Here is a 26,210-nt window from a genome sequence, read left to right as displayed (position 1 = left end):
TTAATGTTTATCATGCCCAATACTTCTACCGACTTTGGTAAATATGTTATTGGATTACTGTGATAGTCAGCTTGTTATTTCCTTCTGCCGGGCTTGTTCCACAAGGACTTACGGACGGCGCGGCTTCTACCGCAGCCTTGCCCAATCCAACTACTGCTGCAAACTGTCCATCATTAGACCATGGGCCGACGAACGTCTTAACTTGATAAGGGGTAGCTCGTACCGGCAGGTCCTTAAGGACTGCTTTCAAACCAACGGATTTTGCATTACAGCCCACGGTGCTGGAGGTTTCCAGGGTGTAACCAACGCTTTCAAACACCCCAGGTGTCGTTTTGTCTACATATAACATCAGCGTAAATTGGTTTTTAGAACCTGCCACATTTCCTATGGAGGTATATATTGACAGGGTCTCCAGTACCACGTCACTTGTACTTTCATGGATATTGAATGAACCGTTCAGGTTTAGGTCCTTCGCACAAGCAGGAGGATTGATACTTCCATCCTGGCATAGGCTATTGCCGACGGGCACTACTAGCTGAATACCGCTAACCTGAGTGAATGAGAAAATTTCCATAAGCTTCAGTTTTTTCCAGCTGGATCCTCCAACGGCGTCTGAAAATAGAACTTTATTTGAACCCTCAGTACCATCCTTTATGGTCAGTTGTCCGGTCGTTTTATCCACCTTCACCTTTCGGCCAGCCGTGGAAGCTTCTACCTCCAGGTTGGAGGCCGCTTCAATGGCGGTGGGGTTGGTTCCGATTTTTACTTGCGCAAAAATGCTGGTGGATGTCAATAGCATAGCTGAGGCAAAAAATGTTTTTGCGATTATTCCTGAAAGTTTCATTTGTTCTAGTTTGATGATGAATGTAATAACTTGTTCGACTGATTGTAATGTGTTTAACTGATTGATTTTTAGGTTTTTAATTTATTGCCTTTAAAGCGGTCTGCCTTCTTAGCTAAAATAACAGAATGTTTGACTGTATGACAGTTCCTGGCCTTTCTGTGATGCCATGTAACGAGTTCGGTTTAGCCGTGGATTGAGCCGGGCAACGGTGATAAGTACCATTGCCCTTTCTCATGGCTGTTCAAGTAAGTGAGGTAAGATGCGTTGAGAAAAGCCTCCGGATATACTCCGGAGGACAAGGGTGTGTGTAGAGCGGCGGAGCGGAGACTTCCCCTCCACAGGGCAGGTATGCGTAAAGTTGTAATCATGCGTACTGGCTTTCTGCCATAACCTGCCCGCTTTGGTAACGGAAAAACCGCTGCCTGGGCATGGGGCTTCTGGCGTGTGTGCTTAGGTTAACTGTTAAACTTCTTACTGTACTACTACCGCCAGCTGCACGCTGGCGGCCTGTTTCAAAGATGGTTTTTAGTTTGCCGGAGCTCTTGATGGCAGCCCCGTTATTAATTTTTTAGTTTGCTGACAGTAGTTGAAGTTTAGTCATAACAGTTGAGGGTAGTAAATTTTCCTGCCAGGTCCGGTGAAGGAGCCCTGGCAGCTTTTTGCTTGTGGTGTGTATAGTGTTTTTTAGTTTTTGTCAATTGCCTTCCGCTTTTGCAAAAAGCCTTTCTGTTTCCTTGATACGCCCTTTTTTTAATTGGTCACTTTTATTTTTAATGTTTTTTCGTCTCTGTTTTCGGATGATTTTGGTTCAGATGAAAATATCCCGGCGGCTCTTCCGAAGATAACGGATGACGGTAAACCGGTGATTTTTGAAAATTTTACACATTATTCCGAAATTCTAACGCATATATACATACGTTATCTATTTCGGCGCCGTTGCCTCCCATGGGAACGGCGCTTTACCAGATACCTTTTTGGTCTGCAGGAATAAGAACCTGGTGACGCTGAAGAAACGGTGTAATATTCCGTCTGTCCGAAACCATGTTACTACAAACCAACTGTTACGTGCGTTTTGAGGATGTGTACTTTTATTTACATATTTTGGCGGTTAAGTGATAACTCTAAAAAAGTCAATAAAGCAGGAGTTGATTCCACGCCACTTATCGACAGAACAAATGTATCTGGCTTTGGGCTAGAAAGTTGTAGTATTGCTACATGTAGAAAATAGAAATGTTACTAATATTTTTCGGCTAAAATTAATGGCAGATTTAATTTAATGATTTGATATTCAATTTATTATGTAATGGGTGGTTGGTTTGCTATGCAAATGTGAGGTGAAATTTTTGTTCTACACGACGTTGCGGCAAGGCGTTTTTAACAGTAGTAACCCTTTGGATAGTCTTATCCAAATCGGTTTACGTCGTTCAGACAGCACCTTGGCCTCAGTAGGAAAAGATCTTTTCCTCTCTATAAAAACAAGAGAAAACGGTGGCAAGTAGGTGATAATTGCTGTGGTACCAAGGCGTACAGAGAGGTATTCCGGAGGGGGCATCCTGCAAAGCCTGGTCCTTAGAGGGCATGGAGTCAGCAGAAGAATGATTAAATTTATCCCGAATTGAAGTTCATATTGGCAGTCCCAAAGCATAAAATACACATGAGAGATTTTGAAAGTGAAAAACGGACGGCCGCCAGAGAAGCCGTAAAGTTTCTGAAGGATGGTATGATTGTGGGGCTGGGCTCTGGCTCTTCTTCTACGCTGGCCATCAGGGAAATCGGGGAACTGGTAAAAAATGGCTTGTCTATAAAAGGAATCCCGACTTCGGATAAAACAAAAGAGCTTGCAGAATCTCTGGGCATACCGCTCATTGACATCCATACGGTGGATGCCATTGATATCACCATTGACGGTGCAGACGAATTCACCACGGAGCTCATGCTGATTAAAGGCGGTGGCGGGGCACTGTTGAAGGAGAAAATTGTTGCGTCACTGAGCCGGGAGGAGATCATCATTGCGGATTCTTCCAAGAAGGTGGCGTTTCTTGGGAAATTTAAACTGCCTGTTGAGGTGATTCCTTTTGCCTCGGCGTATGTGCTTGGAGCGCTGGCAAAATTGGGTGGTACAGGGGAGATCAGAAAGGATTCTGCCGGATATTACCGGACGGATGAGGGAAATTATATCATTGATGCAGACTTCGGTTTGATAGAAGATCCGGCATCTCTGGCAGGAAAACTGGATCATATCACGGGTGTGGTTGAACATGGGCTGTTCATTCAACTCGCCAGCAAAGTAATCATGGGGGATGGCGAGGGGGTTATGGTGTATGGTTGAGCAGAAGACTTTCCAGGTCTTCAAGACTTGGAAAGTCCCGAACCTACTAAGAACCGCCTGCCTGCCCACCATGCCAGTATCACCATGGCTCCCAGGATACCGAAAATCGCCCACCAGAAACCACTCCCCCGGATAACCGGCTCGGTGTTTCCGACGAGTACGATACCCGCCCAGGCATAGGGCAGACGATTCCCGGAGGACGCTGATTTTAGCCAATGGATCTGAGCTTGCTGCAGCGCAACGTCCAGCGGAAGTCCTTTGTTCAGATATTCGTAAAATCGTTCGGTAAGATCATATACCGACTGGTTTTCAACTCTCCACAAAGTGGTTAAGGTAGAAGGTATCCCCAGCGCCGCAAATCCACGGGCCAGGCTGAATACACCTTCGCCTTGCTGGTCCTGGCCGATACCCGTGCGGCAGGCGGATAAAACGAGCAGCTGTGTGAAGTAATCCCTTGTGGCCGTTAGTTCGGGAAGAGACAGGGTGGAATCTGCAAAATACAATTTAGGTACCGAGCCGGTGCTGTCGGCTGTGGCATGCGTGAGGAGCTGCACGATCCGGTAGGCGGGGGACTCGTTCACAAAAGTTTCCCGGGACGCTTCCGTACCGGTGACGATCTTAGAGAACCAGAATTGTTTATTGATTTTTGCCAGGGAAATATCAGAACCCGGCAGCGTGGCCTGTTTGAGCAGGGGAGAAAATTCCACCGGCGCAAGTCCAAGATAAGATTTTCCGGGAAGGAAACCCTCGGCCTTCCGTCTGATCTTCTGCAGGAAACCTGCAGAATAGGTATAACTGAATGCATGGTCATTCACCAGAAAAGCAGGGTGAGAGGCTGAGGTACTCAGGGCTTCAAATGGAAGGAAGTGCCCATCCGAAGAAATAATCACCCGGGTATTTTGTGGAAAGCCGAAAGGTTGGATCAGTAGCTGATATAACCTGCTGGAGATGGCCAGGTAATGAGGAAAAGCTTTGTTCTGAGTTTCTCTATCGGCCAGGAGACGTCTGAAAACCGTGGAATACTTGCGATAAGTATCCACGTTTATTTTCCGGAAAATTAAGTTTTTGGCTGTGACGGCCAGTCCATAAACGGCCTCTTCTCCCATAAAATAGCAAATGAAGGTCTGGTTTTTGGCCAGTATGTTTTGCCGCACCTGCGGAATGGAAGGTACATGATTGTCATACTTATAGGCATAGTACTGTGGTAATGTTTGTTCCAGACTGCTGATAAAGATGTCCTGCTCGTAACGTGCCGCCGCCAGCTGAGAGAGGAGCTTTTTGTTTTCGGCCGAACCGGGGCTGGTATCACCCAGTTTGTTCTGCAAATCAGCGATGCGACTGAAAAGCGAGCGCTCTTTTTCCTTTGCGGCGGGAGACAGCTGTTGCCGGGCACTGAGTTCATTGAGCTGGTCATTCAGCAGGACGGCCCGGCTCTTTTCAAAAAAGTAGAAAGCTTTTACAGGGTCGTTCAGCAGGTAACAAGCCTCAATGGCACGTTCATACATATCCCGCGTTTTTTTGCGCCAGAAAAGTTTGGAGACGTTGCTGCTGTGTTCACGCCGCATGTAATCGATGAGGCGGTCGTTGTACTCAAAGATGATCAGTGCATCCCGGACGGTTTTCAGATCTTTCCTGTTTTTCCCCGCCTGGAAAACAACTTTTCCGTAGTCATGGATAATTTCCTGAAGATCGTATTTGTAGGGTATCTGTGAAAGGTCCTTCTCCTGTACGGAACGGAACCGGGGGAAAACAGATAAAGCCTTTTTGAAAGTGGGGATAGCAGCTGCATGCTGATAACCAAGGCGCATGGCCATATTGCTGTAGATAATTGCATACTTGCTGTTTTTGGCCTGCGGGAAATGTTTTTCGATCAGATCAATCGCCTGTTGATAGCGTTTCACGGCCATCAGCGTGTCGCCAGCCATGAGATAGGCTATACCTGCATTGGATAAACCGTAGCGGATGAGTTTATCGGTATCCTTCTGTGTCCGGTAAATGTTACTTACCTTTTTAAACTGACCGATTGCCTCAGTGCTTTTCTGGAGTCTGAGCGAATTAAGGCCGTCGTTACAGATGATGGCGGCTATTATTTCAGGATTTTCCTGTCCTGTATTTTTAGTCCAGCTATAATAATACTGCTGAGCCAGCGTGAAGGCTTGAGCGGCTTCGTGGAATCTTTCCAGTGTATACTGATTGAAACCCAGTGCATTATATGCTTCTGCCGCTTCCAGCGGATAAATGTCCGGATCAATTGCCTCGATACTTCGCTGGGCCAGCGTTATCCCTTTTTCATAATCTCCGATACTGAAACAAACATCTGCGGCATATTTAAGGGCTGTGGACCGCAGACCTGATTCAGAAAGATTTTCCGCAGCCTGTGTGTAATAAAAAACAGCGTTGGGTAATTCCTGCTTCCAGTAGTACAGAATACCCAGGTTAAATGAAAGTTTTCCCAGCACCTCACTGCGCCCTTTGTTTTTCAGCAGTCTGTATCCTTGAAGCATTACGGCAATGGCATGGTCGGGCTGGTCCAGGCTGTTGTATGCTTTACCCTGCTGGCGAAAGAGCTCTGCCAGCAGGCTGTCAGGTAACATGGGACAATTTTTATACCGGGTGTGTAAATTCCGGAGCTGTTGTAACTGTACCTGGGGCGTAAGGCTGGTATCCTGGCTGATGTGGCCGGTCTGACGGGCTAACACTGAAAAATTGCAGTCCTGGGAATAGCTGTAACTGCCGGAAGCCCAAAGGAAAAATATCAGAACGCTTGATACAAAATTGAAGCTCAAAATTCAGAAGTTTATCGGCTTGCCAGGATCAGTGAAACAGATCCGAAGATAATAAACCACCGTGATATTCAGATTGAAGCATTGATTTATTTAACCTTATTTGCGGGATGCCATTTACCCCGGTATCACTTTCAGGAATACCGGGGTTACTCATTATTTGTGCTTCATAAGGTACTTTCGGGAGTACTCCGCACGCATAGCAGGTCTTTAAGGGAGTAATTTTTTGGGAGGAGTTGTGGCAACAATAGGGATATCTCCGCCATCGGGCCAACGGGTAATGTATAAAGTTCTTTCGTCGATTTCTACAAACTGATCTGTACTGGCGTTAACATTGGTTTCAAAAATAAACTGGACAAAGAGATCGATGCCCGTTGCTCCCTGCGACAATGACAGCTCACTTTCCGGAATAATGACCCGAAAGTAGGTGAATTCGGCTCCGTCATTAATGGTCCTGAAACCTTCCTGTTCAACTTCTTCCCAATAGGCTTCTTCAGATGCTACCAGCATTCCCAGGTCCTGACTGGGAACATAACTGCACAGCCAGTTTTGACGGTCTTCGGAAAAACATACACGGATACTGCTACCCTGATACAGCAGTGCCTTTAGCCCGAAATATAGGGCAACGGATGGTTCATCGGATTCTTCGTCGTCTGCGGGTAACGGATCCGTTTCCGGTGTGTAGGAAACAGGGAGTATCGCACTTATTTTCTGTCGGGAATAAAGATTTGGCGGAGATACACGGATGGATTCGGTATCTGTAACAGCGCTAACGGATCTGAGTAATAAAGTAGGTTCTTCTGGGATAAACTTTGCCATATTAGGTTTAAATTTAGGGGGAAGGAAATATTCAATAGAAAGATACCTTCTTTCTGCATCATTTAGTCGGATATCAGTATCGGCAGGGTAACAAAATCATTGAATATAATAGTTTTTTAACAATCTGGCAGTCTCGTGATGAAGCTATTACTATTTATTAACTGTCTGCTGATTTATGCAGGCGAATCCTATTGTAACGGCATGGCCGGTTTTACATTTTCCGGCGCAGCAGAAGAGCACCGTTTCGTTGTTCATGTCACACCCACGCCATATACTCCCATATTAGTTGCCCGTGCAAAATGGGGAAGTCAAACTGCTGAAACTTTTCGTACGCTTAAATTTCTGCCGGTAACTGGAAGTAATGCCATTTATGAGTTAAAAATAACTTTGTCGGAGTATAACAGTATATCCAAAATGACTGTTTTTTCGGGAGAAAATGCCTCCAGAGAAATCAGGAAAACAGATGCCGATGGAAATCTGACGGAAGTGACACTTTTCAGTCCAATAGTTGTTCCGGTGTCCGCCAGTTTTGGGCAGGGCAGTATCTCCAGTCGGTTTAACGAAGCGGTGGTTCAGACGGATATTGATTTTACCAATGCCATACTGGAGGAACGCAGAATGGGGATACGGCTGCAGCTTGATAGTAATATAAAAATAGTGGATTATGCGATTTTGGATCTGGAAAACCGGACATTGAGCCTGGATGCTTTTTTTTGCGGTCGGGACAGAAAAGAGCGCCTGGAATCAAATTATGGATATGATACTACGAGGTTAAATATTTATTATACTGATTTCACCAGCGCGGCCAGTTTTCGTGCGTACATGGGGTATTCCTGTATGTGTGTGTTCAGGCTGCCACTCAAAAACGCGATCACAATTAACCAAAGCAGGACGTTAAGAACTTTGGCGCATGAAGTCGGCCATTTTTTAGATCTTAACCATGTCTACAATAGCGTAGGTGTAAATAATTCGGCCTCACTGATGTTCTATCGAGAGTCCAGAGCTCCCAATGTAACGCCCATGTTATCCGTTGGAGAGGCTTTTCAGGCCAATTTTAGTAATACATCAGGGTTGTTTGACGTGGTTCCTGCATTAAATCCAGACCGTGATATCGTTGTGTACCCTGGTGCCAGCTCAAGGGGTACCTCGTCCAGCACGAGAGAAACTGCATCCTATCCCGCCACTATGATGAATGTGCCATGACCAGTCGACATACTTTTTTTCGCTACCTGTATATCGTGCTGATCAGTACCGCTCTGATATCGGAAATAGCCTGTGCACAGACAAAGCCGAAGGGGAAAACGAACAAACCGGTGCGTACCTTAAAAGGTACCGGCGTTTCCGATTTTGACGCGATTTATAATTATATGGAGTGCATCGAGTGCAATGCGGAAGACTCGACAGGTATAATAAAGCTAAAAGGCAATAGGATTTCTTTTCTTTCTGAAATTGTCAGGTACGGAGCACCTGCCGACAAACAGAAAAGTTATATGGCCACGTTACAGCAGGATTATAAAAAGATGGAGGATTATCTGGCACGACGAGGAAAAAAGGCTGCCATGGGCATCAGTGAGTTTGAGAAATATTACATGGAGAAATATAATTTACTGTACCAGACCAGGGCTGTTTCTGCACTCAGTCTTCTGAAAGGCGGAATGGCGGAACTGATGGTATTAAGGAAAGATTTGTGTCCTGCCGATACCGCCAACGTGGTTTGTCTGGCGATTACTTATAATTTAAAAGATGCGCAGAACCAAAAGAAGAATTGAGAATTTGAAAAACCGGTTTTCTTCCAAAAATTAAAAAAATGTTTCCTTCCTGAAGAGGGTATGCGACTAAGGGTTAAACAAGAAATACTTCACCTTTAACCATTTGTCAGTCATGTCTAAATTCACACAGCTCATTCGCTTCTTATTTGTGATCGTCGTCATCATTATTATTGGTGGCATTGTGATCATCATTATCGTAAAACCCACACCGCCACCCCCCATTGACTGGAAGTCTCATGTGCAACTGGTACGGACCCTGGGTGGCCTGGTCAGCGGCCTCGGTCTGGCCGGTTTATGGGCATTAAATTCACTGAATGCACAGATCAAATCGAGGGGAGGTTTGCAGTAGGCGGTTATCATGTAGTTTGGAGTAGGCAGTCAGCAGTAGGCGGTGGGCAGAGACTGCGAACTGATCCGTGGCCCGGCTCGTGCTGTTGGGCTGCAATAGGCCTGGCGTATCAGCCGTGCCACGGGTTTTGCGGAAGTCAAAACTCCGGACTTGTAATAAGCGGATTGCCATTTTTAGTATGTGCAGATCCAACCCCGCAGTGGGATATGGATCACTTTTGGGCAATGCTGAATTGAAAATACTCAAGGAGTTTTTATTCGGAATAAAACTTTGAATTGGTCTAAATGTACAGGTTATGAAAATATTATTTACAAAAATTGTAGTGATTAGTTTGCTGGCGGGCTGTGTGTTAAGTTGCAAAGACAAAGAGACAGATGCCGACTGGACCACGGGTATTGCCGGAACTTATGCCGGAAAACTCTCTGGAAATGAGAACGGATACAATTTCAACCGGGATAAGGCCCGCTTTCTACTCGAACGTGTGGACAATAAGTCGCTATTTCTGATCGGGCTCAATGAGGATGGTTCCAGACAAAGCCCGGTGCTGGGGCCTTTCACAATGCAGGCTGTTAATAAGTTTGGAGGGGAGGTTCAGTCGGTGGATGAGTATGTTGTTTTGGAAGGTATAAAAGGCGAGTCAACCCTGCTGATGAACTGGACTGTTTACCAGGATAAGTCAAAGAAAAAGGTGGAGCTGACGGGTAGTTTTTCAGGGACGAAGTGAGTAGGCAGTTTTTAGTAGGCAGTAAGCGGTAGGCAGTGAGCTGATCCGTGGCACGGCTTGGGCTGCAATAGGCCAGGTGCGCCAGCCGTGCCACGGATTTTACTTTACGCCAATATAGGTTTAACAACTTTCCCATGAACATCAGTGAGGCGGTAACGTCTTCCCTGGTGTTTGAAAACAAGCTGTTCGTGGTCAATCCCCAATAAATGCATGACAGTTGCCTGGAAATCATGCACATGCACAGGATCTTTGATAACGTTGTATCCGAATTCATCCGTTTCCCCAAAAACAAAACCCTTCTTCACACCCGCGCCAGCCATCCAGATGGTAAAACTCCGAGGGTGGTGGTCGCGACCGTAATTATCTCTGGAAAGTTTGCCCTGCGAATAAGACCCCCGGCCAAATTCTCCTCCCCAAACCACCAGCGTTTCGTCGAGCAACCCTCGTTGTTTAAGATCCTGAATCAAAGCAGCTGAGGCCTGATCTATACTTTTTGCCATTGTTTTGATATCATTGGGCAAATTGCCGTGCTGATCCCAGCCCTGGTGATATAACTGTACAAACTTTACATCTTTTTCGATTAGCTTGCGGGCGAGTAAGCAGTTGGCCGCAAAAGTGCCAGGTTTCCTGGAATCCTCACCGTAGAGGTCGAAGATATACTCAGGTTCTTTGGAAATATCCATTGTTTCTGGCACGGCAGTTTGCATCCGGTAAGCCATTTCGTACTGGGCCATGCGGTAGTTTATCTCCGGGTCCAGAATTTTTTCATACTGTACATTTTGCAGTTTGGCCAGCGAATTCAGCATACGGCGGCGGCTGTTATTGTCAATTCCTTCGGGATTGTTGAGATAAAAAACAGGATCCGGACCGGACCGGAACACTACGCCCTGATGCACCGAAGGAAGAAACCCGTTGCTCCATAATTTGGCATACAAAGGCTGGTCGCCGGGACGCCCTTTTGAAAGCAGAACCACAAATGAAGGCATATTCTGGTTATCCGAGCCAAGGCCGTAGCTGATCCATGATCCCCAGGATGGGCGGCCGCCCTGCTGGCTGCCTGTCTGGAAAAAGGTTACGGCCGGGTCATGATTGATGGCCTCCGTATGCATGGAGCGGATAAATGTTACGTCGTCTACAATTCCAGATGTATATGGCAATAACTCGCTTATCATCATATCCCCTGCTCCGTATCTTGAGAATTTATATTTTGAAGCTGCCAGCGGAAAGCTGCTTTGCCCGGCAGTCATACCGGTCAGTCGCTGTCCTTTACGAATGGATTCCGGCAGGTCCTGGCCCCACATTTCTTCCAGCTTGGGCTTATAGTCAAAAAGTTCGAGCTGAGAAGGAGCCCCGCTCTGAAAAAGATAGATAATCCTTTTAGCCTTGGGTGCAAAGTGGGGTTTGCCGAGTGGCAGTCCGGTAGATTCAGCAGACGTCCCGGTCATTTTGCCCGCCACCGACTGGTCGGAACCCAGTAATGAGGCCATTGCCGCAGCGCCTAATCCCAAGCTCGTTCTTGACAGGAAGTTGCGGCGGCTGAGCTGTTCATGTACGTGATTTTCAATTTCTTTAATGATGCTCATCTCTCAGTCTTATCTTTTTATGACAAATTCATCAAAATTCATAACCGTACTGGCAACAATGGTACTGGCTGCCAGCTCCACGGGGTTCAGCAGCTTGTCTACGGGATATTCTCCTGTTGCGAGTATCGCTTTCACACGTTTGGGATTTTTGCTAAAATCCCGGTATTCCTCCTGGTACAGATCTTTCAGTATCTCCAGCTCTTTTGTACTCGGCGGGCGGCTCGTTAAAGCAGTGAAACCATAGGTAATCTTTTGTTCCAGACTTTTGCCATGTTTTATCATTTGCTGTGCCAGCACTCTGGACGCTTCCACAAATTGCGGATCATTCATAACCACCAGGGCCTGAAGAGGCGTACTTGTTTTTTGCCTCTTCGTTACACAGAAATGGCGTTCCGAAGCGTCAAAGTTCAGCATCATGGGTGGTGGAGCACTTCTTTTCCACACGGTGTACAGGCTCCTCCGGTAGATACTATCCCCGTGCTGTTGCATATAATGGATATCGTTCCGGGTTGCCAGCGCCTCCCATATACCATTAGGCTGGTAAGGATAGGAGCTTTTACCGCCGATGCGGTCAGATAGCAAACTGCTGGCCGCAAGTGCATTATCCCTGATCTGCTCCGCGCTCATCCGGTAACTGGGGCCTCTTGCATAAAGTCGGTTCTCTCCGTCCTGTTCAAGCAGCTGCCTGCTGGCTTTGGACGACTGGCGGTAGGTTGCCGAGGTAACGATCAGCTTCTGGATTGCTTTCACGTCCCAGCCAGTCTCCCGGAAGGTAGCCGACAGCCAGTCGAGCAGTTGCGGGTGCGTGGGTAATTCTCCCTGGTTCCCAAAGTCGTCACTGGATACTACCAACCCTTTCCCAAAGAATGAAAGCCAGAAACGGTTCACCGTCACACGGGTGAACAACGGATGATCTTCATGCAGCAGCCATCGCGCAAGTCCCAGCCGGTTTTTGGGGAATTCCCTGGGTATTTTGAAAAACTCGTCAGGAGTATCTGCCGTGACTTCCTTGCCGGGTGCATCATACGCCCCACGATTCAGGATGTAGGTTTTTCTTGGAAACTTACGCTCCTTCATGATCATGACATCGATCTGTTTATTCAGCAATTCCGTTTCTTCTCCGATCAGCGCCAGGCTAGCGGTAAGCTCTTTCCGGTAGGTTTCGTCAAAATTGTTGATGTAATATTCTTTTAGTGCTGACTGCTGCTGAGCGTTCCTGTGGGCTGCGGGCATTTTGAGGATCGCAAGCAATTCATTGTTCTGAGAATACAGGCTCAGCATTTCAAGCTGTGAGAGCGCACGGGTATAAATCCTGAATTCATCGACTTCAAAATTTTTGGTACGCTGGTCCGAGAGTCGACCGATATTCAGGTTGTCGACATACCAGTTGGTTTTGTTTTTTCCATAGAGAATGCTTTGGTTCAGGTTATCGTTGTGGACCGTCACACGCGCCTGCTTGCCATTGATGTATAATTTAAGCCCCTGCGCTTTGCTTAATCCGTCGTATGAAAAACCAAGCTGCGTCCATTTGTTCATCGGGAACTTTTCGAGGGTCTGTATCTCAATGGCATTCTCAGGCCATACGTGGCTGATTGTCAGTTTAATGCGGCCATCTGGCAGACGGAAAACATTCCAGCCCCGGTACCCGTTAAAAACCCCGTTGGACTTGTGAATCAAAGATCCATTTACGCTCGGGTCATGCAGATTAAGCCAGATGCTGATACTAAATGGCTGGTTTCTTTCGAAGAACGCAAAGTTATCTCCGAAGCCTATTGCATTTTCACCAAAGATATACCTTGCTTTTCCAAGTCGCCCGTTACGGGAAGCAGCATTGGAAAGACTGTCGTCACCTCCCGCTCTGGCCTTGTGTTTAGGGTCGGCGAGGTTTTGGAATTCCGTGCCCTGCGGTTCATCAAAAGTAAAGTGTCCGAGCAGGTCTTTCTTCTCAGGTACCAGGGCTTTTTCCGGTTGTTTTTCGACCACAGAAAGCCAATTTCGGAAACCACTTTCTGATAACCTGGCCTTGTTGAGCGTATTTTTTTTCTTCACCAGGTAAGCATGTATATCATTCAGTTTTGCTTCGGCTTCCGGTGTCGGCAACGTGAGGGTAGGGCTGGCTTCTCCATTGTAGGGAATCTGCCCGTTTTCATTATTATTGTTGAAAAACGCATACAACGAATAATAATCCTTATGGCTTACCGGGTCATATTTATGGTCATGACAGCGGGCGCATTCTACGGTTATTCCTAAAAATGTTTTTCCAAAAGTATCCACCCGGTCCGCAACATAGGCGGTGCGGTATTCTTCCGGAATGATCCCGCCCTCCTGGCTCTGCTGATGCATCCGGTTAAATGCCGTGGCAACCAGTTGTTCCCTGGTAGGGTTAGGCAGCATATCACCGGCCAGCTGATAGGTGATGAATTTATCGTATGACAAGTTTTTGTTAAACGCATTGATCACCCAATCGCGGAAAGGCCAGGCAGTCCGGGGGCCGTCGTCCTGGTAACCGTGGGTGTCCGCATAACGTGCGGCATCCAGCCACGAGACAGCCATGTGTTCTCCGTAACGCGGTGACGCCAGCAGTTGGTCCACTACTTTTTCATAAGCATTTGGAGATTTGTCTGCCAAAAATGTCTGCACCTGTTCGGGTGTTGGCGGCAAACCGTTCAGGTCCATGTATACCCGGCGGAGCAAAGTAGTTTTATCTGCTTCGGGAGAAGGCTTCATGCCTTTGTCTTCCAGTTTCGCAAGTATGAAGCGGTCAATGTCGTTACGAACCCATTTTTCGTCCTTCACCCTGGGCGCAACTGTTTTTTTTACTTTGGTAAAAGCCCAGTGTGGTTTGTATTCCGCGCCTTCCTCTATCCATTTGATCAGGATGGCCTTTTCACGGGTGTTCAGCGTTAAGTGAGAGGATGGAGTCGGCATCATCACTTCCGGGTCCTCAGAAAGTATCCTATGTGCCAGTTCGCTTTTCCCCGTTTTGCCCGGAACAACCGCTTTCAATCCGTTCTCACCCACTTTTTCATAAGCCACTTTGGCAACATCGAGGCGCAGGCCTGCTTTCTGCTGGTTGGCGTCAGGGCCATGGCAGGCAAAACAACGGTCAGACAGGATGGGTTTTACATCGTAGGTGTAGTCGATAGGCTGTATGAGTTTGGCCATCTCAGCAGCAACATCTTCCGGTAAATCAAGGCGATCATTGCAGGACAGAAAGCAGCATCCTGTGAAGACCAACATACTGATTTTTATCAAACCGTTAAGCATGACGGGGCGGGTTATTTAAGGAAACAAAAGGTAATCAATCGTACTCTAAAGCAGCTTCTTATATGAAGTATGCATATACTGATAATTTACCTGTCAAAACCGGAAAATGTTATCATTCCGGTTAATTGTTTCCAAAAATGCGGCGTTGTTTCGTAAATTGGGTTTGCCTGTCAGCCGCTTTACTTATACACTCGTAAAACATGTTGCTCTAAACTGCTCAGGCAGGGAATGTGTACACAGGCTAGGATGCCTCCTTTTTAAGCTTTAATTGCGGACCTTTGACAGATGCTAGAATACCTTTAAATGCCAGGATATCTTCCGGTGTAAAGGCCCGCTTGGGCAGTACATTGGCTGTAACATCGGTTACTTTGAGCAGAAAGAAATCATCCGTTTCCACAATGGCGTGAAATTTTTCCCACGTCAGCCTATGGCTGAAGGTTTCGCCTTTGGTCCGGCATTCCGTATGGTCCAGCTGGACGGTAACCCGTTCCGTGAATGGGTTTTTCTTTTTGATCAGATTAGGTACCTGAAACTTGGCAGTGATCTCGGACAGGAAAATGAGGTATACGCCCAGAAAAAGAGGAAATATAAATCCCATGCTGAAGTAAAATATACCCTTTACAATGTTGATCGTGGTGATATACAGCATGATGGCCAGTAAGATGCTGCCGACAATCAGCAAAATTTTTGTGATCATCCGCGATTTGGATACATCCACGAGGCTTTTATACAGTTCGTCTTCGGTAAGCTTGAAATTAACTTGAATCATGACAGAGGAGATGCGGGTTAATAATGGCAGTAATCCTGCATCAAAAATAGGGATAAAAATGCTGAGATGGTCATTTCAAAGCAGCGAGATGCAGATACTATGGGCTATTATTATTCAAATGCCCTATCTCCCCTGCGGTTTGGAAAGGAGTTTTGTATAGGTTCCCCATTGCCAGTCGCAAAGTTGATACCGGCAATGGGAAAAGGCTATGACCAGAAGACGAAGGAAGGGATCAGGATATTATCTTTTCGTAATCAATTTCCAGAAAATCTTCTACGTCTTTAAGCCAGAATTGCTCAATGAACAGTACGTGGTCCGGATGATCGGAATAGTTGTCATAAACCTGCTGGTCGGTAAATTCCATCAGTAAGCCGTAGTCAAAATTATTTTTGGGGCTGGTTTGTTTCAGGACCTCCAGATGCTGAACGCCAGGTATGGCCGACAGTCCTCTAGCCGCGTCTAAAAAACGGCTTTCTTGCTGCGAATTTTGCGGATGTTTCAGTTTAAAGAAAACAGAGTGGTAAATCATGTAATGATGATGATAAAATAACGATATAATTTTAAGACAAATAACCCTTACTTTCTGATCTCATGGATCATTTTCAATGCCGACTCTACCAGCCTTTCTCCCTGGCCTTTTACCACACGGCTCACTTCCACCTCATAGGCGCCGTAGGCATAGGCGGGAGCGTCTGGTATGTAACCGGTAGAGTTATTGGACAAAGTAAAAATAAAAGTATTGGGAAAGGAAGAGCCTTTTTTTATGGCCAGCCCCAGTTCAACAAAGATTTCTCCGGGCAACGTGACAATACCAACGTCCCCCAGTCCGAAAACCTGTACCTCGGCATCAATTGGTTTGCCCTGCCGGTCATGCACCCGCAGGATTTTCATTGCCTCGCGGATTTCTGGTGTGGAAGATCCGTGTGTAGATACCTTTTTTGCATTTATCCTGGCGGCGTTGATCTGAGCCGTGGTATATTCGGGGATAGTCAGTTTTAGTTCTTCCCTTTTGACGGTTATCTTTTTGATCCGCTGCACCTTCATGGCTGGAATAGCCTTGATCACATCCGCTGCCAGGGTATTTCCAATGGATTCAGTTCTTGCAAATCCATTTAGCGTACTGGCTTCCTTTACGTTGATGTGGTTGACATTGCCGCAGGTACCAAGGCCGAACAGCACGAGTACATCTTCCCCGATAGCCTTTCCTATCTGTTGCTGGAGGTACATCGGAAAGTCTGCAGATATCTCAGTTCCCCCTGCGGTATCCAGATGCAGGGCAAAATTAACCAGGACTGCCAAGGGCTTTTGATCTGTTCTTTCCAAATAGAGTATCCCGATCTCCGGGTCGATGGGGCCCATGGGACGTACGATCTCCGGATTGAGGATACCCGGGTTAAATTTCACGGTACCGTCTTTCATCATGTACCGCCTTTGAAAAGAGATATGTTCCTCGGTGCCCTTCCCGGACTTGATGGTCACCTCCTGAAGATTCCCGAAGGCTTTTTCAACCGCTTCGGAAATCCGGTCGGCCACCATTAATTCATAGGTATTGTTAAACAACGGGCCTGTGTGGGTATGCGTGGAAGATACCGAAATGTTAGCATAAGGCACCTTGAATTTTGCAGCGATTTCTGCTCTTGCCTTTTTTACAGCGATTTCCGGTACATCTATCAAATCCAGGAAAACCAATACGATGGTGTTTTGGCCGTCCTGAATAACCAGTGCTTTGGCAAAAAGAGGGTCGTGCACGGCAGAAGCGAGTCGTTCGACATAATAACCTCTGAGTGGCGTACCCAGTGGAGGTGTGATGTCCGTTCTGGCAACTCCCGCCCGGATCCGATTTTTGGCAAAACCTGGTACTGCGTTCAGACAAATAGCTGAACACAGTACAAATAAGAAGATAACAAGCCTCGTCGGGAGTATAAACATAGATGTGTTTTCCGGTTTTATATGATCTTAAAAGTACGGAACACCTTGGTATTACTATGAAAAACGGCGCGCATGTCAGGAAATTATTTAGGGTCTACGGCGCGGTAGGCGGCTAGCGCAGCCCGTTCACCTTCTTTCCCAGGCCTGTTGATCCCATGTTCCATGCCCATGAAACCGCGGTACCCTTTGTCGTGAACATGCTGAAGAACATTTACAAAATTCACCTCTCCTGAAGTAGGTTCGTTCCGGCCGGGCGTATCACCGATCTGCATGTATCCGATCTCGTCCCAGGCGTAATCGAGCGTGGGGATAATGTTGCCTTCCTGTATCTGGACATGGTAAAAATCAAACAGGATTTTCAGGCTGGGACTTCCTACTGCCTTGGCCATGGCATAGGCCTGCGGGATAGCATGAAGGAACATACCGGGATGATTGATTTTATGGTTCATCGTTTCCATGACCATGGCAATACCATGCGGTTCATAAATGGCTGCCGCCCGTTTCAGCAGTTCAATGGCATTGGCCATCTGAAAATCCCAGGGCAATTTGGGGTCCGCCATGCCCAGTACATTGTGTATGTATTTGGTGTTCATACGCTTGGCTATCTCTACGGATGCTCGTATTTCTTTAAGAACATTATCCCGTATGCTTTGATCACGGCCCGCAAATGTAGGTTCCTTGAAATTCATGGTTCCCACAAACTGACCGAATTCCATCCCCAGTTGCTGGACGGTTTTGCTGATCCGTTCCTGTTCTTCAACCGGCCTGCGCGTGAGCCATGTATTTTCCCATGCCCTGAATCCCTGGTCGTAGCCCCATTTGATCTGATCGATGATATCCTTTCCCGGGAGTTCCTTAAATATCCCGAACTCCGGAGAAAACTTCATGTGAAATGGTTTTTCTTTTTTAGGATTTGATGCCGAAGCGGTTATTGGAGTGGCTATTCCTGAAACCAGCGCCGTACCGGCCAGTAAGCTGTTTTTTATAAAGGTATGTCGGTTCATAGGGTATTGGATTAGGGTTGTTCACTTCGGCTGTTTTTCAGGAAGGCCAGCAAATCTGCCATTTTCTGATGGTCGATCTGGCTGGTCAGTACGGGCATTACCGACATATTCAGTGCCTTCAAACCTTTGATATCCTGCCGGTTGATCGTTTTGTCAATGCCGGGGGCGGTCCGCAGTTTGATGGCCGCCGACGTTTCGCTCATGATCATACCCTGCACGGGATCCCCATCCTTCATTTCCACTTCCCACAGATCAAAACCAGGGGCTATCGACAAACTGGGATCCAGGATATTGGCCATCAGATCTTTGGACAACCAGTTATGAACCGTTCCAAGGTCTGGCCCGTAGGATACCCCAATGCTCCCTCTCACCTGATGACATAATGCGCAGTTCTGCATATATACCAGTTTACCTTTACCCACATCCCCTGTCAGTTCCAGTGCTTTCTGATAATCCTTATTCACTTTGTCTTTATCATTTTTTGTAAGCAGGGCACGTGCTTTCTCCCTTAGTTTTTCGTCGGAGTGGCTCATGAGCTGCACGCTGCGAGGCCAGCCAACACTGGCAGGTTTGATCTTTCCGGACTCAATCGCGTCCAATAGCAGCTTCACTCTTTCCGGGCTGGTTAAAAAGGTATTCAATGCTGCATCCCGGATTTCGGGTGTTAGGGCATCCCAGCTTTTCAGTACATAATGGGCAACGCTTTCATTGGGGATTTGTCCCAGGATTTTTAAGGCCGCCAGCTGGACTGCAGGCTTCTCCTGAGGAATGATGAGTTTCTGTACGGTACCCTCGTAAGGAGCAGGATTGCCAAGGGCTATGAAATCAAGCGCTTCGGCCCGTTTTTCGTCCGGAAGTGCCTGGTTTTTTGCCAGGTTAACTGCTTTTTCAATTCCTTTTTTTAACTGTACCGAATCCTGTACACCGATCACTTTCAGTATTTGCAAGGAAGCTTTCCGTACCTCTGCCGACGGGTTTTCAAATGCGCTGGTGATCAGCAGGGTTTGTTCGTGTGAGAGGGTTGCGAAATCTATTTTTTTTCGTTTTAAGCCATCTGTCAGGCCTGAAAGTACGGGGGATTGCCAGCCCTGTTTCCCGCCAGCAGGCTGAACGGCCTGTTGTATCAGCTCACGGATTGGTTCGGGCTTTTCCCCGGCACCGATGATGGCCGTCAGGCGCTGCAAAAGAGAGGCATAGGCAGGATTCCCAGCCTTGTAGGATGCCAGAACCGTTTTCAGGAGTGGTGCAGTTTGCGAAGCATTTGCAGAAAGTGCAGCAATTTGTACCCAGTCGTCATCCAGGTCCTGGAATAACAGTTTTTGTCTTGCGACACCCGCTTCGGGAGTATTGATATACCCCAGTGTACAAAGTAGTTGGTATCTTACTTTGGGGTCGGGATCATTCTGTAAGGTAAGCAGGGGCTCCTGTAAACCGGCCGCATCTTTCAGGTGACGTTCAGCGAGTTTGATGGCATTCTCCCGGATTCCGGCTACAGGATCCTTCAATGCCGTCTGGATAAGGGCCGGGGTAAGTGAATGCATTCCTTCCAGCGTCCACATGGCATGCAGGCGGCCCATGGGTGACGACGTATTATCACTCATTTTACTTAGGGCAGGAATCACAGATTTATCACCACGGTCCACAAGCAGCCGCTGCGCATTTTTTCGCCACCAAAGGTTGGCATCTGCCAGATACGCCACCAGTTCTTCGTTGGTCGCGTCACCCAGTTTAAGGCCTTTTGTCCATTCGGGACCCTTGGCTTGGGTAGGAGTGATGCGGTAAATGCGGCCCATGTCGTATCCGTTATATAATCCTCCCGCTGCAACCGCTTCATCGGACATCCATTCGGGGTGTTCAATGGTCTGGCGGTAGTAGTCTAGTACATACAGTGCGCCGTCGGGACCGACGTACATATTTACCGGCCGCGACCAAGAGTCTGTTGAAGCCAGGAATTCCCTGTCCGGATGCTGGCGGTTGGCCGTATAACTGGCTCCTTTGTCACTTATGATATCCACATGTACCAGATTACTCACCGATTCCGCCACGAATGTCACATTTCCGTCATAAGGAGCAGGGAATGCTCCGCCGAGATAAGCCGTGATACCACTGGAAGAGGTGGTTACACCTACTGGTGTAAATAATTGCCGGTCAGGTTTTTTAGTGATCTGGAAAACCTCGGTTGCCTTGCCGTGATCGGATACCACCTGCGTGGCATCAGGGACGAGCAGGTCTGGATTACGTTTCAAATACTCGGCCTGTATGGCTTCCTGATAAATATGATTCTGGTTGTGTGTGAAAAAATGATGACCCCAGCGGTCAAAAGTATGGCCGAATTGTGACCTGCCCGAGGCCATTTCCAGTTCATGAGTCTCAGGGCGGAAACGTACATTGTGGCCGTCGGCATTTTTGGGCAGGCGCGGCGAATCCGGTTGGCCTGGAAAATGGATCTCCGTACCCTGATCTCCGAATTCTGTGCCATATTTTCTGGTTCCGATGGCGCCAAGATGCGATAAATGTACCCAGTTATCCAGTCCATAAACGGGATTGTTGACGTTCACGTGCGGATTGGATAATGAAAAGCCGGTCAGTACAGTTTCCCGTTTGTCTGCTTTGCCATCTCCATCGGTATCTTCCAGGTAAAGTACGTCGGGAGCGTCGGTGATCAGAATGCCTTTTTTCCAGCGGAGTATCCCGTTAGGCAGTACCAGGCCATCGGCAAAGACAGTACTTTTGTCCATTTTCCCATCGCCGTCGGTATCTGAAAGCAGCTTTATCCTTCCTGTTCCGCTTTTGTCAAGCGGATAACCCGGCATTTCCACCACATACAACCGGCCGTATTCATCTATCTCCATATCTACAGGACTGGCCACTTCGGGCTCACTGGCAAGGAGTTCTATCTTAAAACCAGGCTCTACTTCAAAGGTAGACAACGCCTTTTCCAGCGGGGTTGATCCTTCTCTCGATCCGGTGATTGCCTCTTTTTTCTGGCAGGCGGAAAGCAGGCTGAGCAGTATCAGAGAAACAGAGAACTTCAATTTTAAATGAAGGCAAAAATCAGGTCTTTTCATAAGTCGTTAATCACAATTTTTTGGAAGAAATGTACTTCCGCGAATAGCAGCGGAAATGTTATTATTTTTTCTCTTCCCACAGAGCATCTATCAGCGCGACGGTCCTGTCAACCAGGATCTGTCCGCCTTCAGCCCCAACTACATTACTTTGACAGACAGCACTGTATCCTCCTCCGGCAATGGCTTTTTCGGTTGGGAGATAGGTGCCCGGCCCGGCCAGCTGAACCACAAATGTTTGCAGGGCTTTGCTGCGTGCCTGTATCCGGATGCCATAGTCTGTGAAAAGCTCAAACTGGTTGGTACAAACCACCGCGTCACCGATGCGGAGTACGTGTATCTCGGTTTCGTAAGTAGCGGCGGGATTGGCTTTCTGTTTATCATATCGTTTCAGAACATCACCAAACCAGGTCATCCTGGCATACTGATCGCCCGTCTTGGCAGGATTTTTGGCCATGATTTCTGCAGCTTCATCCCTTACTTTTTTAGAGTCGGCGTATTCGGCTTCGGTGATGATACGCATAGGCAATGGAATTCTTTCCACCCGGTGCGCAAACGGAATATCACTGTGTCTGTCGTCTTTCACGGCATTGTAACTTTGTTCTGCCGCAGCCACAATTCTTTGTGCGATATCTTCGAGACGGGTAATTTTATTAAGTTTCAGCATCCGTTCGTCCGATGCTTTCCGGTACATAATATGCGGTGACTGATCCCCCGCAGCACCAATCCACCCCAGTACGCATAAGTCGGAACCATATTTCTTTTGCAGTTCCAGGCGCACCAGATGCCAGTAGTCGGCATTGACAGCCTGCTTGTGTTCAAGTTCCTGAGCAGGGCAGGCCACGTCGATACTCATGGCGATCAGCTTTCCGGATTTGTTCCAGAAAAACAATGAGTTGATGTCATGGTCCTCGTATCCTTCCAGGTTCCGGAACTCCGGCACTGCCGTTTTGCCATACATGACGGTGGTTTTATTTTCGTAAACCGTACGACGGTTATACCCGACGGCGGCCCGGTTCATACCCCAGGTTACACTGCCGGGGCTGCGACTGGTCCAGGCTTTTACGATGGCCTCTGTTACTTTTTTTGTAAAGAGTATTTTGTAGTCTTTCACCTGCGTTACGCCTTCTTTGGGAATCGGGTATAAAAAGGAGGCTTCGTCAGCGCCGTCTTCCAGTACCGGTGCGGTGTGGGTGTGAGTAGCATTAAGAATAATTTTATTGACATCAAACCCCGGGATGCGCTTGGCGGTTTCCTGGCGGACCATTGCCAGAATCTGGGCTGAAATATAGATCAGGTCGCAGGAGACGATAATGGTGGCGTCCAGAGACCGGGAGCCTTCGCGGGACTCCAGGGCAATCACATTGGCTGTCAGCGGCGTGTCGGCAGTTTGTGCAATCCGTAAATTAAACTGGCCCATCAGCGCAACCGGTAACCCGGGGGTGATATCGGCAGTGGCTTTTCCAATATGTAATTCTGATGCGCGAGCCTGGCTGCAAACAAGTGAGACAAACAAAAAGACAGCAGACAGGACGATGTTCTTCTTACTGAAGGATTTGGACATGATGTTCATTAATAACTTTAACAGAATGGTGACAGGATAGGATTTGAGAAAGCAGATACTACCTTATAAAGTTGATTATTTCAGAATATATTCATGAAAATCCTGGATATCTGAAACAAACTTATTTTACCTCGGGCCATAACCTGCCGATCAGTTCAACGGTCCGGTCTACTATGATCTGCCCACCTTCCGGGCCGATCAGTGAGCTGTGTACCACGGCGCTGTAAGCTCCTCCTTTTACGGCCTTTTCGGTTGGCAGATAGGCACCCCACGCCTTACTCCCCACCAACTGGATCACAAACGTCTGCAGTGCTTTGCTCCGGGCCTGTATCCTGATTCCGTAATCCGAAAACAGTTCGAATTCATTGGTGCAAATGGCAATATCGCCGAGCCGGAGCACATGAAGCTCCATGTCGTAAATAGGGCGGGGGTTGGTTTTCAGGTTTTCATATCGTTTCACCGTAGCATCATTCCACTTCATTTTCCGGTAAAGCTGGTCTGCGGTTTTCGGATCTTTGGCAATGCTGACTTCGGATTCCTGAACAAATGCCTTCGCGTCATTGTATTCCGCTTCGGTTACCACGCGCATCGGCAGAGAGAGTTTCTCCACCTGATGCGTCATGCTAACAGATGTGCGGCCATCCTCTTTTACGGCGTCATACGCTTCGTTTACAGCATTGACAATGCGCCTGGCAATTTCATCCATTCTGCTAAGCTTCCTGAACTCCCGCATGCGGTCGTCCGAAGCCTGGCGGTACATCAGGTGTGGGGTGTGATCCCCTGCGGCAGCAATCCACCCCATTACACACAGCTGCTCACCAAACTGTTTTTTTAACTTTTCCCGTACCGGATGCCAGTAATCGGCATTCACGGCTACGCGCCCTTCCACTTCCTGTGCGGGACAGGCCAGGTCAATACTCATGGCTATCAGTTTTTTATTTTTATCCCAGAAGAAGAGCATGTTCACGTCGTGGTCTTCGTATCCTTCAAAACTGCGGAATTCGGGCAAATTGGTTTTGCTGTTCATGCCGGCAGTTCCGTCTGCGTAAGAAACCCTTCTGTTGTTGCCAACCACGGCATGGCTCAGGCCCCAGGTTATACTACCGGGTTTGCGGTTTTTCCATGCTTTTACAATGGCCTGGGATACCTTATCGGCAAAGAACTTCCGGTAGGTTTCCACCTGTGTTACACCTTCTTTCGGAATCAGGTATTCGTTTTCCGCCACCAGTACCGGAGCTGTATGGGTATGCGTAGCGTTCATGATGATTTTACTGACATCCATTTCGGGAAGGTGCTGCCGTACTTCTTTTCGGATCATTTCAATCAGATCTGTTGGGATGTACAGCAGGTCGCAGGAAACGAATATGGCCGCATCAGCCTGCCTGTTTTGATCTCTTGATTCTATAGCCACCACATTGGCTGTCAGAGGTGTTTCCGCTACGGGTGCTATCCGCAGAAAAAACTGGCCGGTAACCACAACCGGTAAAGCGGGTGTGATATCCGCCGAAGCGGTACCAACAAGCAGTTCAGAGGCCTTTGCTTTACCCGTGTTGCAGGCCAGCGTTGTCAGGATGGCAATGATTTTAAGAAATCTCATATTTATTGAAAACCTGGATTTTGTTTCAAAACAGATACACCATCCTTTACACTCAGGTCAATTTCTTTTTGTGGGATAGGGTAAAGTTCGTGCTTGCCTTTGATGAATTTTGATTCCAGCCGGTTGGAATATACAAATCCTGGTATCTTGGTTTCATGTGCAAGGTATTTGTTAAGCTCGTCGGCCATGTAACCGGTGCCATTGTCCCAGCGTTGCAGATCAAAAAAGCGGTGACCTTCCATGGCCAGTTCTATTTTACGTTCAAACCTAACGGCCTTGCGGGCGAAATCCTTACCCTGGGCGGTGAACTGGCCGGTATACATGCCTATTTTGTAGTTGGCGGCTGGCTGGCTTGTATAACCTTTGGAGGGGTTGGCTTTATCCACGTAAGTTTTAACCCAATCCACAGGATTCGCCGCACGGGCCCGTATCATATTTACATATTTTTCGGCTTGATCCAGGCTCCCTGTCTCCACTTCCACCTCTGCCGCCCAAAGAAGGATATCTGCAAAACGGATCATGTTATAATTGTTGGCCGTTGCCAGTGACCAGCCGATGGATTCTGTGGTGGTGGCAGCGTCGGCGAGGTAAAACATATTTTTCTTAGGGCCGTACGGTCCGCCAATATCCTGGTACAAAATCCAGTACCGGCCAAAAAGACCATGATCCATCAGGGGGATGTCGCGCCGTGCTACGGTCCAGTCGAGCCGGGGATCCACCGTTCCTGTATAAGGTGTAAACGGATCTGTCGCGGCCAGGCCCTGGTCATGTTTGATATCAAAATCGTTGAAGGTATCGATCAAAGGCAAACCGGTAGCCGGGTCCGTTTTGAACGAATTGGCAAGGCTGAACGAGGGCTGGTTGGACCCTGACCCGCCCGCTCCGGGAACCAGAGGTATTGCTATCACATCCCCATGATTTCCGTTTCCGCCATTAGAACCGTCTTTTACCGAATTCTGTACCATGAATACAGATTCAGAATTGTTTTGCTTGGTGGGGTTAAAATTGTCGGAATAATTTACAAGTGCATACTTCTTGCCAGAAGCCGTAACCCCGTTGGCGATGATGTCCGCCAGGAGTGGTTTTGCTTCGGTAAATTTGTTCTGAAACATATAAACCTTGGCCAGAAAACACTTTGCTGCCCAACTGTTGGCCCGGCCCACGTCCGTTTTGGTGGGCGTAAGGTTTTCGGCTGCGAACTGGAAATCTGCTTCCACTTTTGGCCAGACAGGCTCCGTATTGGATACCAGGTAATTTCCGTTTCCGAAACTTACACTCTCGTCCAGATACGGGATGTTCCGCCACATCTTGATGGCATTGAAATGATATACAGCGCGCAGGAATATTGCTTCTGCTTTGATCTGCTTTGCTTCGTCGGCAGATATTCCGCCCTCAGGTACCTGGGCCAGTACGCGCAGCACATCGTTTGCGCGTTGCACTCCTGCGTATATCTCGGCCCATTTAAAACCGAAATTCACATTACTTGCATCATGTCGCCAGGCTTCTATCAGTTCATTATTCGGCAGGTTGCCTAGGGTTCCTGCATGTGCCTCGTCAGAGGCGATGTTGCTGTAAAGAAAGTTGGTGCCACTTTTAAAGTAGGAGGCTCCGGGAGCACCGCCGTTTTCGTCCAAAAGAGAATAGGCACCGATCAGCAATCGGTTTACACCGGCTTTATTGGCAAGGGTGGTTTCGCTTACCGTACCAATCGCTCCGATTTCCAGGAAATCCTTTTTGCAGGCAGGCAGGGTGAGCAGGGAAATAAGACATCCGGCGGTTATGAATTTATGAGATATGTTTTTCATCATTAGAAAT

The 26,210-nt window shown here is 47.7% G+C and carries 18 protein-coding genes; 5 read left to right on the top strand and 13 right to left on the bottom strand.

Features of this window, described 5'->3' with window-relative positions; translation table 11 throughout:
- Window positions 1-46 precede the first annotated feature (46 nt).
- Complete coding sequence (locus KOE27_RS11975; RefSeq protein WP_215239116.1) at window positions 47-844, bottom strand: hypothetical protein; 798 nt, start codon at window positions 842-844, stop codon at window positions 47-49.
- A gap of 1,654 nt (window positions 845-2,498) precedes the next feature.
- Between KOE27_RS11975 and rpiA the strand changes: the two genes are divergently transcribed.
- A complete protein-coding gene (rpiA, locus tag KOE27_RS11970) occupies window positions 2,499-3,173 on the top strand; it encodes a ribose-5-phosphate isomerase RpiA (RefSeq protein ID WP_215239115.1) in 675 nt (224 codons plus the stop codon).
- A gap of 20 nt (window positions 3,174-3,193) precedes the next feature.
- Here rpiA and KOE27_RS11965 read toward each other — a convergent pair whose 3' ends face one another.
- Together KOE27_RS11965 and KOE27_RS11960 are read right to left on the bottom strand one after the other, a co-directional pair.
- Window positions 3,194-5,959 carry a CHAT domain-containing protein gene (locus KOE27_RS11965; protein WP_215239114.1) on the bottom strand — a complete coding sequence of 922 codons (2,766 nt, stop codon included), beginning with the start codon at window positions 5,957-5,959 and terminating at the stop codon, window positions 3,194-3,196.
- A gap of 207 nt (window positions 5,960-6,166) precedes the next feature.
- Window positions 6,167-6,775 (bottom strand): hypothetical protein, encoded by a 609-nt coding sequence (locus KOE27_RS11960; protein WP_215239113.1) that lies wholly within the window; start codon window positions 6,773-6,775, stop codon window positions 6,167-6,169.
- Window positions 6,776-6,913: 138 nt separating this feature from the next.
- Here KOE27_RS11960 and KOE27_RS11955 point away from each other — a divergent pair, with 138 nt between their 5' ends.
- The 4 genes from KOE27_RS11955 to KOE27_RS11940 all read left to right on the top strand — a co-directional run bounded on the left by KOE27_RS11955 (window position 6,914) and on the right by KOE27_RS11940 (window position 9,617).
- Window positions 6,914-7,978: a hypothetical protein gene (locus KOE27_RS11955; RefSeq protein ID WP_215239112.1), complete on the top strand. Its 1,065-nt coding sequence runs from the start codon at window positions 6,914-6,916 to the stop codon at window positions 7,976-7,978.
- Window positions 7,975-8,544 (top strand): hypothetical protein, encoded by a 570-nt coding sequence (locus KOE27_RS11950; RefSeq protein ID WP_215239111.1) that lies wholly within the window; start codon window positions 7,975-7,977, stop codon window positions 8,542-8,544. The genes KOE27_RS11955 and KOE27_RS11950 overlap by 4 nt, the downstream gene beginning before the upstream one ends.
- 112 nt (window positions 8,545-8,656) lie before the next feature.
- Complete coding sequence (locus KOE27_RS11945; protein WP_215239110.1) at window positions 8,657-8,893, top strand: hypothetical protein; 237 nt, start codon at window positions 8,657-8,659, stop codon at window positions 8,891-8,893.
- Between the two features lie 295 nt (window positions 8,894-9,188).
- Window positions 9,189-9,617 (top strand): hypothetical protein, encoded by a 429-nt coding sequence (locus KOE27_RS11940; RefSeq protein WP_215239109.1) that lies wholly within the window; start codon window positions 9,189-9,191, stop codon window positions 9,615-9,617.
- A 104-nt stretch (window positions 9,618-9,721) separates the two neighbouring features.
- On the opposite strand, the gene KOE27_RS11935 is transcribed toward KOE27_RS11940, so the two are convergent.
- The 10 genes from KOE27_RS11935 to KOE27_RS11890 all read right to left on the bottom strand — a co-directional run bounded on the left by KOE27_RS11935 (window position 9,722) and on the right by KOE27_RS11890 (window position 26,203).
- Entirely contained in the window at window positions 9,722-11,200 is a 1,479-nt protein-coding gene (locus tag KOE27_RS11935) for a DUF1501 domain-containing protein (protein WP_215239108.1), read from the bottom strand.
- A 9-nt stretch (window positions 11,201-11,209) separates the two neighbouring features.
- Window positions 11,210-14,467 (bottom strand): DUF1553 domain-containing protein, encoded by a 3,258-nt coding sequence (locus KOE27_RS11930; RefSeq protein ID WP_229252750.1) that lies wholly within the window; start codon window positions 14,465-14,467, stop codon window positions 11,210-11,212.
- 241 nt (window positions 14,468-14,708) lie between these two features.
- On the bottom strand, window positions 14,709-15,236 hold the full coding sequence (locus KOE27_RS11925) for a YcxB family protein (protein WP_215239107.1): 528 nt from the start codon (window positions 15,234-15,236) through the stop codon (window positions 14,709-14,711).
- Between the two features lie 232 nt (window positions 15,237-15,468).
- A complete protein-coding gene (locus KOE27_RS11920; protein ID WP_215239106.1) occupies window positions 15,469-15,765 on the bottom strand; it encodes a Dabb family protein in 297 nt (98 codons plus the stop codon).
- A gap of 47 nt (window positions 15,766-15,812) precedes the next feature.
- Window positions 15,813-17,165 (bottom strand): neutral/alkaline non-lysosomal ceramidase N-terminal domain-containing protein, encoded by a 1,353-nt coding sequence (locus tag KOE27_RS11915; RefSeq protein WP_215239105.1) that lies wholly within the window; start codon window positions 17,163-17,165, stop codon window positions 15,813-15,815.
- A gap of 83 nt (window positions 17,166-17,248) precedes the next feature.
- Window positions 17,249-18,169 (bottom strand): hydroxypyruvate isomerase family protein, encoded by a 921-nt coding sequence (locus KOE27_RS11910; protein ID WP_215239104.1) that lies wholly within the window; start codon window positions 18,167-18,169, stop codon window positions 17,249-17,251.
- A gap of 11 nt (window positions 18,170-18,180) precedes the next feature.
- A complete protein-coding gene (locus KOE27_RS11905; RefSeq protein WP_229252749.1) occupies window positions 18,181-21,204 on the bottom strand; it encodes a PVC-type heme-binding CxxCH protein in 3,024 nt (1,007 codons plus the stop codon).
- Between the two features lie 94 nt (window positions 21,205-21,298).
- Window positions 21,299-22,798, bottom strand: coding sequence for a hypothetical protein (locus tag KOE27_RS11900; protein WP_229252748.1), 1,500 nt, complete (start codon window positions 22,796-22,798; stop codon window positions 21,299-21,301).
- Window positions 22,799-22,919: 121 nt separating this feature from the next.
- On the bottom strand, window positions 22,920-24,395 hold the full coding sequence (locus KOE27_RS11895) for a hypothetical protein (protein ID WP_215239102.1): 1,476 nt from the start codon (window positions 24,393-24,395) through the stop codon (window positions 22,920-22,922).
- Between the two features lie 2 nt (window positions 24,396-24,397).
- Window positions 24,398-26,203 (bottom strand): RagB/SusD family nutrient uptake outer membrane protein, encoded by a 1,806-nt coding sequence (locus KOE27_RS11890; RefSeq protein WP_229252747.1) that lies wholly within the window; start codon window positions 26,201-26,203, stop codon window positions 24,398-24,400.
- Window positions 26,204-26,210 lie beyond the last annotated feature (7 nt).

This window comes from Dyadobacter sp. CECT 9275 (genome assembly GCF_907164905.1).
Taxonomy (GTDB): Bacteria; Bacteroidota; Bacteroidia; order Cytophagales; family Spirosomataceae; genus Dyadobacter; species Dyadobacter helix.
Note: the sequence above shows the minus strand (reverse complement) of the source record. Positions and strands in the feature narration are given on the sequence as shown.

Excerpts from the sequence above, each read along its gene's own strand:
- KOE27_RS11975 (WP_215239116.1), bottom strand. The coding sequence starts at position 844 with ATGAAACTTTCAGGAATAATCGCAAAAACATTTTTTGCCTCAGCTATG.
- rpiA (WP_215239115.1), top strand. The coding sequence starts at position 2,499 with ATGAGAGATTTTGAAAGTGAAAAACGGACGGCCGCCAGAGAAGCCGTA.
- KOE27_RS11960 (WP_215239113.1), bottom strand. The coding sequence starts at position 6,775 with ATGGCAAAGTTTATCCCAGAAGAACCTACTTTATTACTCAGATCCGTT.
- KOE27_RS11955 (WP_215239112.1), top strand. The coding sequence starts at position 6,914 with ATGAAGCTATTACTATTTATTAACTGTCTGCTGATTTATGCAGGCGAA.
- KOE27_RS11950 (WP_215239111.1), top strand. The coding sequence starts at position 7,975 with ATGACCAGTCGACATACTTTTTTTCGCTACCTGTATATCGTGCTGATC.
- KOE27_RS11945 (WP_215239110.1), top strand. The coding sequence starts at position 8,657 with ATGTCTAAATTCACACAGCTCATTCGCTTCTTATTTGTGATCGTCGTC.
- KOE27_RS11940 (WP_215239109.1), top strand. The coding sequence starts at position 9,189 with ATGAAAATATTATTTACAAAAATTGTAGTGATTAGTTTGCTGGCGGGC.
- KOE27_RS11935 (WP_215239108.1), bottom strand. The coding sequence starts at position 11,200 with ATGAGCATCATTAAAGAAATTGAAAATCACGTACATGAACAGCTCAGC.
- KOE27_RS11930 (WP_229252750.1), bottom strand. The coding sequence starts at position 14,467 with ATGCTTAACGGTTTGATAAAAATCAGTATGTTGGTCTTCACAGGATGC.
- KOE27_RS11925 (WP_215239107.1), bottom strand. The coding sequence starts at position 15,236 with ATGATTCAAGTTAATTTCAAGCTTACCGAAGACGAACTGTATAAAAGC.
- KOE27_RS11920 (WP_215239106.1), bottom strand. The coding sequence starts at position 15,765 with ATGATTTACCACTCTGTTTTCTTTAAACTGAAACATCCGCAAAATTCG.
- KOE27_RS11915 (WP_215239105.1), bottom strand. The coding sequence starts at position 17,165 with ATGTTTATACTCCCGACGAGGCTTGTTATCTTCTTATTTGTACTGTGT.
- KOE27_RS11910 (WP_215239104.1), bottom strand. The coding sequence starts at position 18,169 with ATGAACCGACATACCTTTATAAAAAACAGCTTACTGGCCGGTACGGCG.
- KOE27_RS11900 (WP_229252748.1), bottom strand. The coding sequence starts at position 22,798 with ATGTCCAAATCCTTCAGTAAGAAGAACATCGTCCTGTCTGCTGTCTTT.
- KOE27_RS11895 (WP_215239102.1), bottom strand. The coding sequence starts at position 24,395 with ATGAGATTTCTTAAAATCATTGCCATCCTGACAACGCTGGCCTGCAAC.
- KOE27_RS11890 (WP_229252747.1), bottom strand. The coding sequence starts at position 26,203 with ATGATGAAAAACATATCTCATAAATTCATAACCGCCGGATGTCTTATT.